The 14,210-nt window shown below is 49.0% G+C and carries 10 protein-coding genes; 6 read left to right on the top strand and 4 right to left on the bottom strand.

The annotated features are described in order from the left end of the window. Nucleotides 1-36: 36 nt before the first annotated feature. Genes C7386_RS05900 through C7386_RS05880 form a run of 5 tightly spaced genes read left to right on the top strand, consistent with a single transcriptional unit; the run spans nucleotide 37 to nucleotide 4,778 of the window. Nucleotides 37-1,701, top strand: coding sequence for a hypothetical protein (locus C7386_RS05900; protein ID WP_116705047.1), 1,665 nt, complete (start codon nucleotides 37-39; stop codon nucleotides 1,699-1,701). An 18-nt stretch (nucleotides 1,702-1,719) separates the two neighbouring features. Beyond that, entirely contained in the window at nucleotides 1,720-2,670 is a 951-nt protein-coding gene (locus C7386_RS05895) for a glycosyltransferase family 2 protein (protein ID WP_116705046.1), read from the top strand. Beyond that, the gene (locus C7386_RS05890; RefSeq protein WP_116705045.1) at nucleotides 2,667-3,077 is read left to right on the top strand and encodes a GtrA family protein; all 411 of its coding nucleotides are present in this window, start codon (nucleotides 2,667-2,669) and stop codon (nucleotides 3,075-3,077) included. The genes C7386_RS05895 and C7386_RS05890 overlap by 4 nt, the downstream gene beginning before the upstream one ends. 16 nt (nucleotides 3,078-3,093) lie before the next feature. Further along, nucleotides 3,094-4,002: a Mu transposase domain-containing protein gene (locus C7386_RS13955; RefSeq protein WP_116705044.1), complete on the top strand. Its 909-nt coding sequence runs from the start codon at nucleotides 3,094-3,096 to the stop codon at nucleotides 4,000-4,002. Next, nucleotides 3,999-4,778, top strand: a complete 780-nt coding sequence (locus C7386_RS05880) for an ATP-binding protein (protein ID WP_116705043.1) — start codon at nucleotides 3,999-4,001, stop codon at nucleotides 4,776-4,778. The genes C7386_RS13955 and C7386_RS05880 overlap by 4 nt, the downstream gene beginning before the upstream one ends. A 64-nt stretch (nucleotides 4,779-4,842) precedes the next feature. Here C7386_RS05880 and C7386_RS13435 read toward each other — a convergent pair whose 3' ends face one another. The 3 genes from C7386_RS13435 to C7386_RS05870 all read right to left on the bottom strand — a co-directional run bounded on the left by C7386_RS13435 (nucleotide 4,843) and on the right by C7386_RS05870 (nucleotide 9,146). After that, nucleotides 4,843-5,034, bottom strand: coding sequence for a hypothetical protein (locus C7386_RS13435; RefSeq protein ID WP_165815481.1), 192 nt, complete (start codon nucleotides 5,032-5,034; stop codon nucleotides 4,843-4,845). Nucleotides 5,035-5,253: 219 nt separating this feature from the next. Then, the gene (locus tag C7386_RS05875; protein WP_116705042.1) at nucleotides 5,254-8,010 is read right to left on the bottom strand and encodes an O-antigen ligase family protein; all 2,757 of its coding nucleotides are present in this window, start codon (nucleotides 8,008-8,010) and stop codon (nucleotides 5,254-5,256) included. Further along, nucleotides 8,007-9,146 carry a glycosyltransferase gene (locus tag C7386_RS05870; protein ID WP_133241581.1) on the bottom strand — a complete coding sequence of 380 codons (1,140 nt, stop codon included), beginning with the start codon at nucleotides 9,144-9,146 and terminating at the stop codon, nucleotides 8,007-8,009. Before C7386_RS05870 ends, C7386_RS05875 begins: the two co-directional genes overlap by 4 nt. Nucleotides 9,147-9,429: 283 nt before the next feature. Between C7386_RS05870 and C7386_RS05865 the strand changes: the two genes are divergently transcribed. Next, nucleotides 9,430-10,761, top strand: a complete 1,332-nt coding sequence (locus C7386_RS05865; RefSeq protein WP_318261205.1) for an undecaprenyl-phosphate glucose phosphotransferase — start codon at nucleotides 9,430-9,432, stop codon at nucleotides 10,759-10,761. 225 nt (nucleotides 10,762-10,986) lie between these two features. Here the strand turns inward: C7386_RS05865 and cas9 are convergent, their stop codons facing one another. Continuing rightward, entirely contained in the window at nucleotides 10,987-14,037 is a 3,051-nt protein-coding gene (cas9, locus tag C7386_RS05860; protein ID WP_110435698.1) for a type II CRISPR RNA-guided endonuclease Cas9, read from the bottom strand. Nucleotides 14,038-14,210: the final 173 nt, after the last annotated feature.

Below are 14,210 nucleotides of genomic sequence, written 5' to 3'. Positions count from 1 at the left end.
GCCGCATTTAGTTGGAGTTTGGACGGAGTATTTGAAATGAAGAAAATATGCGGTTGGCGTGGCAATGTTTTGATATGGTTACTAATATTCAGTATACAAGCGTTGGTTTGCTTGTATATTGCAGAAAATAAGGAATACCTTTTTACAGATGAGGTATATAGCTATGGACTCTCTAATTCAGAAACGACTTCGTTCATCGATCCAAGTTCGTCACCAGCCTTGCTAGAAGCGTGGCAGAATGGTTCATATTTTTCGGACTACATAAGGTATGATGCGAACGATGAGTTTTCATTTCGTGCAGCCTTTGTCAACCAAGCCAATGATGTGCATCCGCCACTGTACTATTGTTTTTTACATTTAATGTGTGTCTTTTTTTCAGATACAGTATACAGTGCAGTGCCTGGTATATTACTGAACCTAATCTTTCTGGCGGTTGCAGATGCGTTGCTTTACTACGTTGCAAAATCATTAACGGCTTCAAAGCTGATTGCAACCGGCGTTCTAGTTTGTTGGGGACTGTCGGCATCTTGTTTCAGTAATGCTGTTTTGATTCGAATGTATATGTTACAAACGACCCAAATATTAGCATTAACTGCCTATCACATATACCAAAAGAATAAGAAAAAACACACTGTAGCTGATGGGTTGGTGCTAGTTTTACTAATCGCCACAGGTGGGCTCACACAATATTACTTCTATATGTTTGCAGCTGCTTTGGGAATGTGCGTTTGCCTCTATTTGATTTTGCGGAGGAAGTATAAAACATTTTTTGAGTATGCTGTTGCGATGTGGTCTGGGGTTGTTCTTGCGCTTGTTATTTTTCCAGCAACGCTCACAAAACATTTAAATGGATATCGCGGTAGCTATGCAACAGATTCTATAGGTTCATTTTCCATGGACAAGTTTAAACTATATCTTTCGATGATTGATGATGAACTGTTTGCAGGGCTGTTAAAGATATTCTGCATTGTCGGTGTAATATATCTCTTCTGTCGCTTTTTTGCTTGCATAGTAGATTTGAAAGTAGAAAGGGACGAAAAGAAACATAGCTTTTTGTTGTCTTTTAATCTGAAAAAAAATAGTTTGAAAATAACACACGGAACAATTCGAGTTACTGATGATGTTTTGATGCTGTTAAGCATAGTATTTGCAACTCTAGTTTTTTTCTATGTTGCAGTACAAGGCTCTGAAATCATTAATGTTCGATACATTTATCCGATTTATCCAATCATTGCATTGATAGCAATGTATATAATTGCACTAATTTTTAAAAAGAAGATGCACAGGAGTATCTCCATTCTCATTGTATTAGGAGTGTCCTTACTTAGTGTATGTACGAATGGAATTGATTGGTCCTATTTAGACTATAAAAATCATGAAACTGATGCTGAGAGCTTAAAACATGAAGATTGTATCATAATTAATAGACAAGGATACTGGTGGAATGTGCTACAGGCAATCAATATTTATTCGGATATGAGTGAGATCCGTGCGCTGTATGACACGGATTTAAATCAATTCCAAGCACTGCTGGATGAGCGCACTAGTATGGACGATCCTGTGTGTATAGCGTTTCCGGAAGATAATAACTATTCGGAAGATGAAAAAAATGAAATACTAAACAGAATATTAGAGGAGACCGCTTACACAAACTATACATTAGCCTATGATTACTATACAGTAATATATACATTGCAATAAGATGAGGAGAACGAAAAAATGCTACAAAGAATCTCCTGTATCATCCCCTGCTACAACGAAGAAGCGGCGTTGCCGTATTTCCTGCAGGAGATACGGAAGGTGGCGGACAACATGTCCACCACCTTCCAATTGGACTTTGAGATCCTTTTTATAAACGACGGTTCGCGTGACAAGACTTTACAGATTCTGCGTCAAGCGGCACAGGAGGACAAGCGTATCCGTTACATATCCTTTGCTCGAAACTTCGGTAAAGAGGCTGCGATGTACGCAGGTTTCCAGAATTGTACAGGCGACTATGCCGCAGTTATGGACGCAGACATGCAGGATCCGCCGTCTCTGCTGCCGGAGATGTATCAGGCATTACAGAGTGGAGAATACGACAGCGTTGCGACACGCCGTGTTACCCGCAAGGGTGAGCCGCCAATCCGCAGCTTTTTCGCGCGGTGCTTTTATAAGCTGATTAACCGCATTTCGGACGCAGACATCGTAGATGGCGCTCGAGATTTCAGGCTGATGACGCGCCAAATGGTGGACGCGATTCTGTCTATGACGGAGTATAACCGTTTCTCCAAAGGTATTTTCGGCTGGGTTGGTTTTCGTACAAAATGGCTGCCGTATGAAAATGTCGAGCGGGTTGCTGGTGAAACAAAATGGTCGTTCTGGAAGTTGTTTCTGTATTCGCTGGAAGGCATTACAGCCTTTTCGACCGCACCATTGGCAATCGCCTCGATTGCTGGTATTCTGCTTTGCATAGTTGCATTGTTGTTCGTATGCGTCGTCCTCGTCAAAACGCTTGCATTCGGCGATGCAGTAGGCGGTTGGCCGAGTATGATGTGCGTTATTCTGTTTCTGGGCGGTGTGCAGTTGTTCTGCATGGGTATTCTGGGACAATATCTCGCAAAAACGTATCTGGAAACAAAGAAACGCCCGATTTATATCGTGCAGGAAACGAATGAGGATCGAGTATGAAAGAGAAAATTATTCAAAATACAGTCCTCCGTTTCATCCTGGTAGGTGTTATAAATACGCTGGTAGGCACGGCAATCATGTTCGGCTTGTATAATCTAGCGCATTGCAGCTATTGGGTCTCCTCGGCATCGAATTATATTCTGACAAGTATTTTGAGCTTTTTCCTGAACAAATTCTTCACTTTTCAGAACAAGGAAAAGAGCATTGGGCAGGTTGTACGATTTGCGGTGAATATTGCAGTATGCTATCTGCTGGCATATGGTATCGCAAAACCGTTGTGTCTCTATTTGTTGAGCGGTGCAGCAGCTTCGGTGAGTGATAATATTTCGATGCTCGTAGGCATGTGTTTGTTCACAGCGTTTAACTACTGCGGTCAGCGATTTTTTGCATTCAAAAATAAAGAGTAATATGTAGGATGAGTTTATGAAAGGTCTGATCTTAGCCGCCGGCAAAGGCACACGCCTTTACCCGATGACAAAACCGATGAGCAAGCCTTTGCTGCCGGTTTACGACAAGCCCATGATTTACCACAATACGCTGCGTGAAGTGCTCCGCAAGAGTGCACAGCAGCAGAGCGGTGCAACGGTATTCGGATACTGGGTTGAAAATTCGCGGCCGTTTGGCGTGGTGGAGTTCGACGAGGATGGACGGGACTTCTTTCAAACCGAGCCGATGACCGGCACGCGCCGCAGCGCTTATCTTGAGGAAGAACAGGCGTATATGCTGCCGCTGCCTATTGCACCGTTTGAAGCCGCTGTCTGGTCTGCCGCTAAGGTGCCGAACGACTATCTCGTGAGTGACAGTCGGAACAAATATTCCGTTCCATACAACCTGATCGGCGAAAAAGTGGACATTCGCGTAACAAAAACTATTGTTGAGGTGTATTTTCATGGCAACCGCGTTGCGAGCCACCGCCGTTTGCAGACAAAGCAGCGTGAACCGCTGATGAAGCTGGAGCATATGCCGCGGGAGCATCAGCGGTATCTGGCGTACAATGCAGAAGATTTCAAAACCTGGGCAATGTCCGTTGGGCCGATGACAGAAAAGACGGTACAGCATTTTCTCGACTCTGGAAAGGCTCCGCAGCAGGGATACAAGGCCTGTGCAAGCTTGAAAAAGCTCGGTGACCATTACGGCAGGAAACGTCTTGAAAACGCTTGCGGACGGGTTCTTGCGTTTACAACTACGCCCTCTGTTCGTAATATCAGCAGTCTTTTGAAGAATGAGAGGACCTTGCCTGACAATCCACAGCCGGAACAGCCGAAAAACATCAATCATTACGGCATTACGCGCGGCGCTGCCTACTTCAAGAAGGGCGGTGAGCAGGAATGAACCAGCAGACGATTGATATGCTCACTGAGATGAAAATGACTGCCATGGCAGCTGAATTTGCAAACCAGATTCAAGACGCTTCATTCAATTCGATTGGCTTTGAAGAGCGGCTGAGCATGCTTGTGACCGCAGAATGGAACCGCCGCCAGAATAATAAAGTGGCCCGGTTAATGGGGAATGCCGAGTTCGGTATTCCTTCTGCCGTCATGGAAGAAATCGAGTACCATGAGGATCGCAAACTGGACAAGGCACAGCTTCTGCGGCTTGCTGCCTGCAACTACATTGATGAAGGCCATCACGTTGTGCTGGAAGGCGCCTCCGGTAATGGCAAGACTTACATCGCCTGCGCGCTGGGTAATGCTGCATGCAGGCGGATGAAGACGGTTCGCTATATCCGTATGCCTGAGTTGCTGGATGAGTTGAATATCGCCCGTAGTAACGGCAGTCTGAAAAAGCTGATGAAGGCGTATAAGAAAGTGGAGCTGCTTATTCTTGACGAATGGCTGATCCGTCCCCTTACCTCACAGGAGTCTTATGATCTGTTTGAGATTGCGGAGGCCTGCAGCAGCCGTTCTACGATCTTTTGTACGCAGTACCAACCCGAAGGCTGGTATACCCGGATTGATCCGGACTCGGAATCTCAGAGCCCGATTTCTGAAGCAATCATGGACCGAATTATTCATAATTCGTATGAGATCATGGTTGAAGGACGTGTCTCGATGCGCGAACGTAAAGGATTGAAGGCTTCTGTGAAGAAAGGTAGCGGCGAAGACTAAAATTCGAGGATTGTTATTGCGTTTTGCATGTTGCGAAGAAACACCGCACGAATGTGGATCAATATTAGAAAATTGACACCTGCTCAGCCAGTGCTTGAACTGGCTGAGCTTTTAGTGGCAAGGTGCTCCGGTAAGGTGGCAGAAAATCTCCGGCACGGTGGCGGAAAAAGTCCGTGCAGGTGGCAAAGTTGATCCGATTTATGCAATAAGCCATGAATCCATTGCGGCCACACTGACCACCGCAGCTTAACTTCATTTTTCAGGAGCCTTTTTGCGAACTTTACTTGACGCGGTCGGTCCGTCCGTATTGAGTCCATATTCGCAACAGACCGTTTTATATGCGACGGCAAAATTATTTTTATAAATAAAATAATCGCTGTATGCGGATTGATTTCCACATACAGCGATTGCTTTATTTGTAGGGAGAAGTATCTTGAAACGAGTAATGTTAGAAGACTTCGGAAATGAGCAATGATTATTCCATAGTGTATATTACACGCTCGACCGTAGTGCCTGCCGGAACGTGCAGGGTAATGGTCGTTGTGCTGTCTGCATCGCCGAGCTGATGCACCGGAGTGGTGCCCTTTCCAGCCGCATCAAACGTCACGGTGGTGCCGCCTGCCTCGGCGGTGATACCGGCGGCGTTGCTGCTCTGTACGGTCAGAGCATAGTCACCGTCGTTCTTGATGACTGCGGTGAAGGAAATAGTGCAGTCGGTATCTGCGGTGAATGCGCCGCCCTCGTTCCACGATGCGCTGCCCTCGGTGACTTCGGCGAAGTCGGGCTGGTTATCAGCGTTGACATCGGGTGCGGAAGCGGTATCCAGCACCAGATTGGAGAACGTGTTCATTGCGGTGCGCATATCGTAGGAATCGGTTGCCGAGATGGTTAGCACCTTGTTGAGGAAGGTGTTGTTGCGCTCGGTCAGCGTAACATCATCGAGTTGCTGTGCGTTTGTCTCGCACAGCTTGTTATAGGAGTTTACAACACGCTTGATATAGGTATCGTCTTTGATGCGCTCTACCGCGGACAGGCTTCCGACCGGATCGACGATGGCTTCCTCCAGACGAAAGATCTTCTGCCACTGCTCGGCGTTGGCACGGGTGTATTCCGCACCGCGGTCGAGAATATCAAATGCACGGCTGAAATCGCCGGTGTTGGCGTAATACTGCGCCAGCAGTACAGTGATTGTGTTGGACTGTACGCGGGAGAGCGATGCGGCGTACTTGGCGGCAAGCGTCTCGTCGTCGTAGTTGCTCATCAGATAGGACATCTTGTAGTCGTTTGCCTCAAACAGGTCGATTTTTGCGCCCAGCTTGAGGTCATCAAGGGTCAGATTGTCGCTGTTCAGCTTGCTCTGCGCGATCAGGTTGAGGCCAATCAGCACAGTGAATACCGCGCAGACGACGGTTACCGGCCAGCGCACCGCACCGCCCTTGTTCTTTTCGGGCAGCTTAAGGCGGAGCGAATCCGCGCAGAATACGGTGATAGCTGCCAGCACGGCGAAGAACATCGGCAGGCAGGAGCCGGACGACCACGTTACGTCGGTAACGGCCTGACCGAACATCTGCAGCACGCAGGCCGCGAGCAGCATGACGATGAGCGGCTTCTCCTTGCGGCTCTTGACGAGCGCCCAGACAGCCGTGCCCAGCATGGACAGGAACGCCAGCAGACCCAGCACACCGAGGTCGCAGAGTGCTTCAACGTAGTGGTTGTGGGCGTATTTGGTCTCGTAGTAGTAATCCTGCACCGAGGCAACGCCGTTCTCAAAGCCACCCAGACCGCGGCCGAACACTGGTGCGGTTTTCCACAGCTTGATGGCGTCCTGACGGTATACGCCGCGCTGTACGACGTTGCCGTTTGCGGTCAGGTCCTGAATACGGTCTGCAATGAAGGCGGGCAGCAGCTTATAGCCCAGCTTGACACTGCCGTCCTTTGCACCGGTGTAGGTGGCGGTATTGACCGTCACGCCCGGCTGATCGCAGGAGACGTAGAAGAACACGAGCTTGCTGTCCTCGGGCACGGTGAAGGTAATATCGTTATCCGTGGAGGCGTTTGCAAGGTCGGTTTCGTTATTCTGCACCAGATTGTTGGTGTTTTTGTACGCAACACGCACGTTTACCGGCGCGGAGGCATCCACACTCAGCGTGTAGTCGCCGGCGGGCAGGTCCGCGGTACGGCGGAAATCGCCCTCGGTGCCGAAGGTGTACGCACCGGTGACGTTGAGTGCCGCGATCAGATAGATGGTGATCACGACCACGATACCGGCAACCGCACCGATCAGCAGCTTGCCCTTATCCGCGAGACGCTCGGCCAGCTTGCCGCGCACGCCGATCTCGAGCAGACAGGCAGCGACGCAGCCGACTACGAGCATGATCATCGGCAGGGGGGAGCCGGTGACCGTGTCACCGAAGCCCTTGACCGATACCGCGCCGACGATTAGCGCGATGACCGCGGTCTGGAGCAACAGCAGGAACAGACCGGAGCGGGTCTCCTTGGGCGAAAGCACGAGCATGAGCACGCATGCTGCGACAAATACGCCGAGCGAGCCCATCGAGAACGCCAGCAGGTAGGAAACTGCATTCACCATCAGCAGAACCGTGCACAGGATACGCTGTCTGCGGCTCTCAGAGGTGAGCACCAGCCACAGGGACATCAGACACGCGACGGACATCAGACCTGCGTAGATGTTCGGGTTGCCGAGAATGGTGTTCAGACGGGAGTAGAAGTACGCGCCGGTGTTGTCGTAGCCGCGGCCGACAAACTCGAGCAGCGGACGCACGGGGCGCATAAGAATGTTGCAGGATGCCGCGTCAATAGACAGCAGGCCGACTGGTGCGGCTGCCGTTGCGAGCACGGCTGCAATGCGGCGGAAAGACTGCTTGCCATCATCCGAGAAAAGCACGATGGCCATGAACACCGCAAAGGCAATCAGGTTGCAGGAGAATTCCGCGATGGCAAACTTGCCCGAACGGGCATAGAACGTCGATAAAGCCTCCAGCAGCAGATAGGCCAGCAGTGCAAACGACGGTGGACTCATCAGGCGCTTGATGCGTGCTTTGTCTGCGAACAGCATCATGCCGATGATGCCGACCGCACCGAGCAGACCGAGCACCTTTTTGGTCGTGTAGGTGCCGTTCTGTGCAAAGCAGCTGATCACGCACAGGGCGATGATCGCCGCACAGCACAGCCAGCCTTTTCCGGCGTTGGATTTTGCTGTTTTTTCAGTCATTCTGAAACCTCCTTAGGTTGATTAGGAATTGCTTGAGAATAAATTGCGGTGAGCGTGGGGAATACCGCGTCAATACCGTATGGAACGGCGGTCTGTACCGCGGCGGCGCTCATCTGTGCCTGCAGGACAGGCTCGGCGGCCTGCTTTACGGCACGGATAAAGGCGTTTTGGTCGTCATAGGGGAATAAAAGGCCGTTCTCGCCCGAACGCACTAAATCTTCGTGCCCCTTGACATCGGAGAGTACCGCGGGCAGACCGCAGGCCATGGCCTCCATTACATTAAAGGGAAGTCCTTCGCTGCGGCTGGAGGACACGCAAAGGTCGGCAGCACGGTAGTACTGCTCGATGTTGGACGTAAATCCGGGGAAGCGAACGCGGTCGGCAACGCCCTTTTGCTGCGCGAGTGTGCGGCAATCATCGAGCAGTGCACCGCGGCCGGGCAGAAGGAGTACGGCGTTCGGCAGCTCAGGCATGGCGCTGATAAGCATTTTCTGGTTCTTGCGGCCGGAAAACTCCGCCGCGTAGATGAGCACGAGTGCGTTTTCGGGCAGTTCCATCGCACGGCGCAGGGCGCGTTTTTCCTCCGGTGAGGGAGGGGAGAACCGCGTGAGTGCAATACCCATACCCGGCGTCGGGACGATGTGCCGTCCGAGCCGATAGCGCCTGGCGATCTGCTCGTCCTGCCGGTTCATGGTCAGCAGCCAGTCGGTGACAGGCGCGGTCATGCGCTCGGCGCCGAGCAGCAGCGTGCGCTTGAGAAAGGGAGTGCTGTCATCAAACAGATAGCCGTGTGCGGTGTTCATCACCACGGGACGCTGCCTTTTCGGCAAAAGCTGCACCGCCAGACGCGCAAAGAACGCGGCAAGCGAGGTGTGCAGGCTGATCATGGCGTAATTTTCACGCCGCAGCAGGGAGCGGAGCTGCAGGACCGCCGCAAAGTTGCGCGGCGAGAACATGCTTTTTTCAAACGGCACTGGGATGTATCGGCTGACACCGCGCAATGCGCGCTGCTCGCCGCCGGCCGCCGCATGAACATCATAACCCTGTTGTGCCAGCCACTCGGTATAAGGTTGATGAAAGGATGCTAGATGCCCAAACGATGAGGCAATATATAGTAGCTTTTTGTTACCGTTCACAGTGTGACCTGCTTTCAAAGAAAAACGCAGGCAACTTACGCCGCCTGCGCACGTATTTATAGCAAAATATTACTCCGAAACACCTGTTTTGTCAAGGTTTGGTGAGATATTATCGCTCTGTTGGAGAAAATTTATTTGGCGGGAAAAGTCGTTTACAGGTGGTAAAATTATGCCGGATGTGATAAACTTATAAAATTAGTATCGACATACATTATAATAGGAGGAACCGAGGTTGATCAAAGAAAACCAGCGGACACTCAATCAAATCAACGGATTGACTGACGTGTTGATTCTTTTTCCCTGCATGATCCTTGCATATTTTATTCGTTTTACGCTGTTTCATGGCATGCCTGGTCATATTGGCTTGCCGTATTATCTGATGACGGTGCTATGCGTTTCACCGCTGTTCTGGCTGCTATATGGTCTGATGGGACTGTACGATTCCTTCCGCGCCAAAAACTTTTTGCAGGAGTTCAGTCTGCTGCTGCGGAGCAATACCATCATTTTCGGCATTCTGCTGGCGTTTTTTTTCGCGTTTAAGCAGTTTCACCTGTCGCGCTGGACGCTGTTTGTGTTCTTTGCGCTGGCGACAATCGCGGTAGCGGTCAAGCGATGGTTTCTGCGACGGCTGCTGCGCTCGTTCCGCGAGCACGGCTACAATCTGAAGCATGTGCTGCTGATCGGCTGCGGGGAGCAGGCGCAGGCGTACTGCTGTGCGGTACAGAATGACCGCACGCTGGGCTTCTGCGTGGACAGCTATCTTGCGCCGCGCGACTGCCTGCCGGGCATTGCCTATCGCGGTACATATGATGCGCTGGCACATGTGCTGGAGCATAGCTCGCCAGATGAGGTGGTCATCGCGCTGGAGGCGGACGAGTATCCGTATCTGCAGAGCATTATCGCGAGCAGCGAGAAAAACGGCGTGAAAATGTCGCTGATCCCGTTTTATAATAAGTATATGCCGTCGCGCCCGTCGATCGACGAGGTGGGTGACGTGTCGCTGGTCAACCTGCGGCACATTCCGCTGGATAATATCGGCAACGCGTTCCTCAAGCGGGCGGTGGATATTGTCGGCTCACTGCTGCTGATCCTGTGTACTTCGCCCATTATGCTGTTCGCGGCGATCGGTGTGAAGTTGTCCTCACCCGGCCCAATCCTGTTCAAACAGGAGCGCGTAGGATTGAACAAGACGCCGTTCTATATGTACAAATTTCGCTCTATGCGCGTAAACGATAAGCAAAATACCGGCTGGAGCACCAACAGTGACCCGCGCAAGACCAAGTTCGGCTCATTTATCCGTAAGTTTTCGATTGACGAGCTGCCGCAGTTTTTCAACGTCCTGATGGGGGATATGAGTCTGGTCGGGCCGCGGCCGGAGCTGCCGTATTTTGTAAACCAGTTTAAGGAAAGCGTGCCGCTGTATATGGTCAAGCACCAGGTGCGGCCGGGCATTACCGGCTGGGCGCAGGTGAATGGCTTCCGCGGCGATACGTCGATTCAGGGCCGAATCGAGCACGATATTTATTATATTGAGAATTGGACGCTGCTGTTTGATATAAAAATTTTGTTTATGACGGTGTTTAAGTTCAGCAATGACGAAACCCTCGGCAAGTGAGTCGAGGGTTTGCACTTTCAGTTATTATAGCACTATAATGTTGCAAGAGCAGGAGAGTATACTTGCAAACATAGGATATTTTATGTTATACTATAGACATAAAATTTTTTAAGACTGTGGCTCCCCTGCTTTTTTAGTTGCGTTAATGATAAAGAAATGGGAAATTCCAGAGTTCTTGAATCGGAAAAGACCTGTACGTTGTGTACAGGTCTTTTTCTGTGTGGATTATTTGAGATGAAAGGTCATGCGTTTTTCAGGACTTGTGATTTTGCGTATCTTTCCAAGGGGATCGACTTCACACTTATATAGTGAGCGAAGACTATAGAAAGGAATCGATGTACGAATATACTGCTTATCGAGTGTAGAGACCTCAAAGGTTCCACTCTTTATTTTGACATTGCCTCTAAGAAAATAACCATGATTGACATTAATAGTATCATTGGAAGACACACTCTTCAGAGTTATTGTGTCTGGTAGCTCGATATAGATCACATCATTGGAATAAAGAGAAAAGATAAAATCGGACTCTGACATGAGTAACATGCGATTTGGATTTTTGGTTACTGCACGGAGTGAAAGTGTTGGCTGAAGCGTATCCTTGACGTAGATAGGCACATAATAATATTCATTATTGGAAGTGCGGAATACATCGATTCGAATCATATCACCATGGGTGCCAATACCCCCTCGGACGGATACAAAAGCACGAGGATGCTGGATGATAGGAACAGATTTGACCAAAGGACCAATATCGCCGTTAGCTTTCGGTTTGTAAAAAGGTTCTGCAAAGGCTTCAGCAGCATTTCCGTTGTGTGCGATAAGCTGATTGCGCAAAGCAGAATACAGTAAACGATCACGTTCTGGCTGGAAATAATCAGCGATTTCATTATTGGCATCCAGTTTCAACTGTATAAGCGCCCGTTTAGCTACAATCTCATCACCACGACGACGCATTAATGTATCACGATGTGCAGCACCACGTACTTTATGCTGTGCCATATGAGAGAAACAGGATGACTCTGGTGAACAGAGAGCCGAAAATTCCTCATGGAATGAGGGCCAGGGTTGGAATAGGGTTCCTTCGTAGTCGTTTGCGAAAAAGTCAGATAGTTGTTCACAGGTATGGGGCTCGCTGAGAGCGGTAAGGATTGCTTGGCCAGCAGAGTCCATAGCAGGTGGAACTTGCTCAAACACGCGTGACAAACGTAAGCCAATTGTGCCGGTATTAACAGGCGTAACCGAAGAAAGTATGTTATCCTGTGCAGATAATGTGCGCTGCAGAAAGAGTGCAAAGCCGGTGAGTAAAGGGGAAGGATTGCTTAGCGAGCGCTGGCGCTGATTGATGCTATCCTGTTCAGTCCACTGGGATGCTAATAGATTTATACGGCATTTTCGATTGGAACGTTCGGATGCGCGGTTTCGGTAACGAATATCACGGCCAAATGTAACACCTGGCAGATGATTCCGATGGTTAGAAGCAGAGCGCAATACTAAAACGAGATTATTATAACTATGATCATAGCAATCGGAGTAAGGGATAATGTGGTCGACTGCTGTATCAGTTGATGATAATGCTTGTGCAAAAGTAAGCATCGTACCGGTATACATACATGCATGATTCTGCAGAGACCACAAAATAATTCGAGTACATTCGTCCGACGTTAGAGAACGCTGGAGAAAGCCGGATGCAGTTTGGAAAAGCGGTGCAAGCTTTTTATCTCGATTTTCCTGAATCTTTTTGTGTTTTTTACGGAGAGACAATGGCTTTCCCATTTCGTATGATGTGCTGATTCGAATATGCGTAGGCATACCATATTCGCGGAGTAATGCTTTGATAAGAACAATAGCTTGCGATAGCGTACGATCAGTGGCAGGACGTGCAACGTGATAGAAATTTTTGAAATTTAATTTGGTTGAAGTATTCGATACAGGACTGTCGGGATAACATTTATCGCGTGCTTCCTCCATAGACATACCCTTTTCCATAAGTGGCACTATACGCCCCAACGCTTTGCGAGAGTAGCGCGCTCGCTGTACAAGATGAGCTTTCGCTAACAAATCACACAGTTCTTTGGAGAAGTGAAATTCCTTTAACCGCTGCTTCCAGTATTTTTCGGGAGTAGAGACGAAGAGAAGCAAAAGGTCCTCCCAATGTTTGTGTAGAATACCCTGTTCATCCGGAAATTTCTTGGAAAGTGCAGAAAGCAATCTGCGGCCGTGGGGGATGATCCAATTATTCATGGAGGCAGCCGAATAGGGGATTCCATCAAGATACAGCGTCAAGGGCGTTTTAGGATCCAAATTTAACACATTGTTTGTAGCCGCATAAAGCTGAGCAGGATTTTTAGTAGCGGCAGCACGGATTTGTCGTTTCTGTTCTTCGGTTTTTGCGATTGGCTGCGTGTGAGGTGGAATAGAATAAGGTGCGTTGACCATACACAAAAATCGAAAACGTTCTGCGAGAGGAGTAGCATCAGGACAGCGTTCTCTTCGAGGTTCTAGGGGGCAGTAGATACCACCAAAACGTCGTTTATGGCCGGCATAAGGACTATTAGGACCGGGACCGCTTAAGATAAAGCGCTGACGACAGAGAATTTCGGTATATTTCTGTTCAAAGACTTCAGTCGCAAATGGATTTCCTAAAATACGCTGTGTATAGAACAGCAATACCACTTCTTCGCGAATCATATCACGAGAGACACTGGTTATATAAGGAATGCCGGTTTTAAAGGGCGAAAACAGACCATTGGGTCGAAAACGAGAATCTCGATAGAAGAGCTCACCTACAGTGCGATAGTTTTGCTCATCCATACGTTGCTGATTTTTATGAATTGCCTTACGGATTTTTGCATTATTGGAAAAGGTTTCAGAGAGTTGTTCACCGGTTCCAGGTTGGAAACCTCGATGGTGAGCAATATGATATAGCACACGAACCCATTCTTCGGCGGACAATTGACGATCTAGTCCGTCTGTGCGTAACTGCCACAAATAATCCACAGGCTTGTGGACAAGTGTGTTCATAGGAGGCAAACCAACTTCACTGAATAATTCGCGCAGTTTGGCAAAGCGATATTTTTGGCGGGTGTAGCGTCGGCGAGCCAGTCGATACATGCGTCGTTCCGAACCGGGAGTAGAGCCGTTGAAAGAATTTTCGGCGATAGGGAAGAAGCGCACACCTACACGTTCAATGTGTTCAGCATGACCTTCTTCGTTCTCACGGATTGCAGCCCAACCGATTTTATCATTGTCCAGATATAAACCAATTCGATAATTCATAGAAAATTCTCCTATAATACAAAGATATCCCGACACACGGCCGGGATAGAGCTTTGTGGTGCCAAACCTGAGTGTGGCAACGCTGCTTTTTAATTGCGTTATAAAGCATATTTAGTATAAGCGGAAACAGGAAAATTTGCAATAGAAAAATTTACAACATCAGTTGATAGGGA

The sequence above is a fragment of the Agathobaculum butyriciproducens genome (genome assembly GCA_003096535.1).
In the GTDB taxonomy this organism is placed as follows: Bacteria; Bacillota; Clostridia; order Oscillospirales; family Butyricicoccaceae; genus Agathobaculum; species Agathobaculum butyriciproducens.
Note: the sequence above shows the minus strand (reverse complement) of the source record. Positions and strands in the feature narration are given on the sequence as shown.

Coding starts and splice junctions, on each gene's coding strand:
- C7386_RS13435 (WP_165815481.1), bottom strand. CDS start 5,034: ATGAAGTTAAGCTGCGGTGGTCAGTGTGGCCGCAATGGATTCATGGCT.
- cas9 (WP_110435698.1), bottom strand. CDS start 14,037: ATGAATTATCGAATTGGTTTATATCTGGACAATGATAAAATCGGTTGG.
- C7386_RS05895 (WP_116705046.1), top strand. CDS start 1,720: ATGCTACAAAGAATCTCCTGTATCATCCCCTGCTACAACGAAGAAGCG.
- C7386_RS05900 (WP_116705047.1), top strand. CDS start 37: ATGAAGAAAATATGCGGTTGGCGTGGCAATGTTTTGATATGGTTACTA.
- C7386_RS05890 (WP_116705045.1), top strand. CDS start 2,667: ATGAAAGAGAAAATTATTCAAAATACAGTCCTCCGTTTCATCCTGGTA.
- C7386_RS13955 (WP_116705044.1), top strand. CDS start 3,094: ATGAAAGGTCTGATCTTAGCCGCCGGCAAAGGCACACGCCTTTACCCG.
- C7386_RS05875 (WP_116705042.1), bottom strand. CDS start 8,010: ATGACTGAAAAAACAGCAAAATCCAACGCCGGAAAAGGCTGGCTGTGC.
- C7386_RS05880 (WP_116705043.1), top strand. CDS start 3,999: ATGAACCAGCAGACGATTGATATGCTCACTGAGATGAAAATGACTGCC.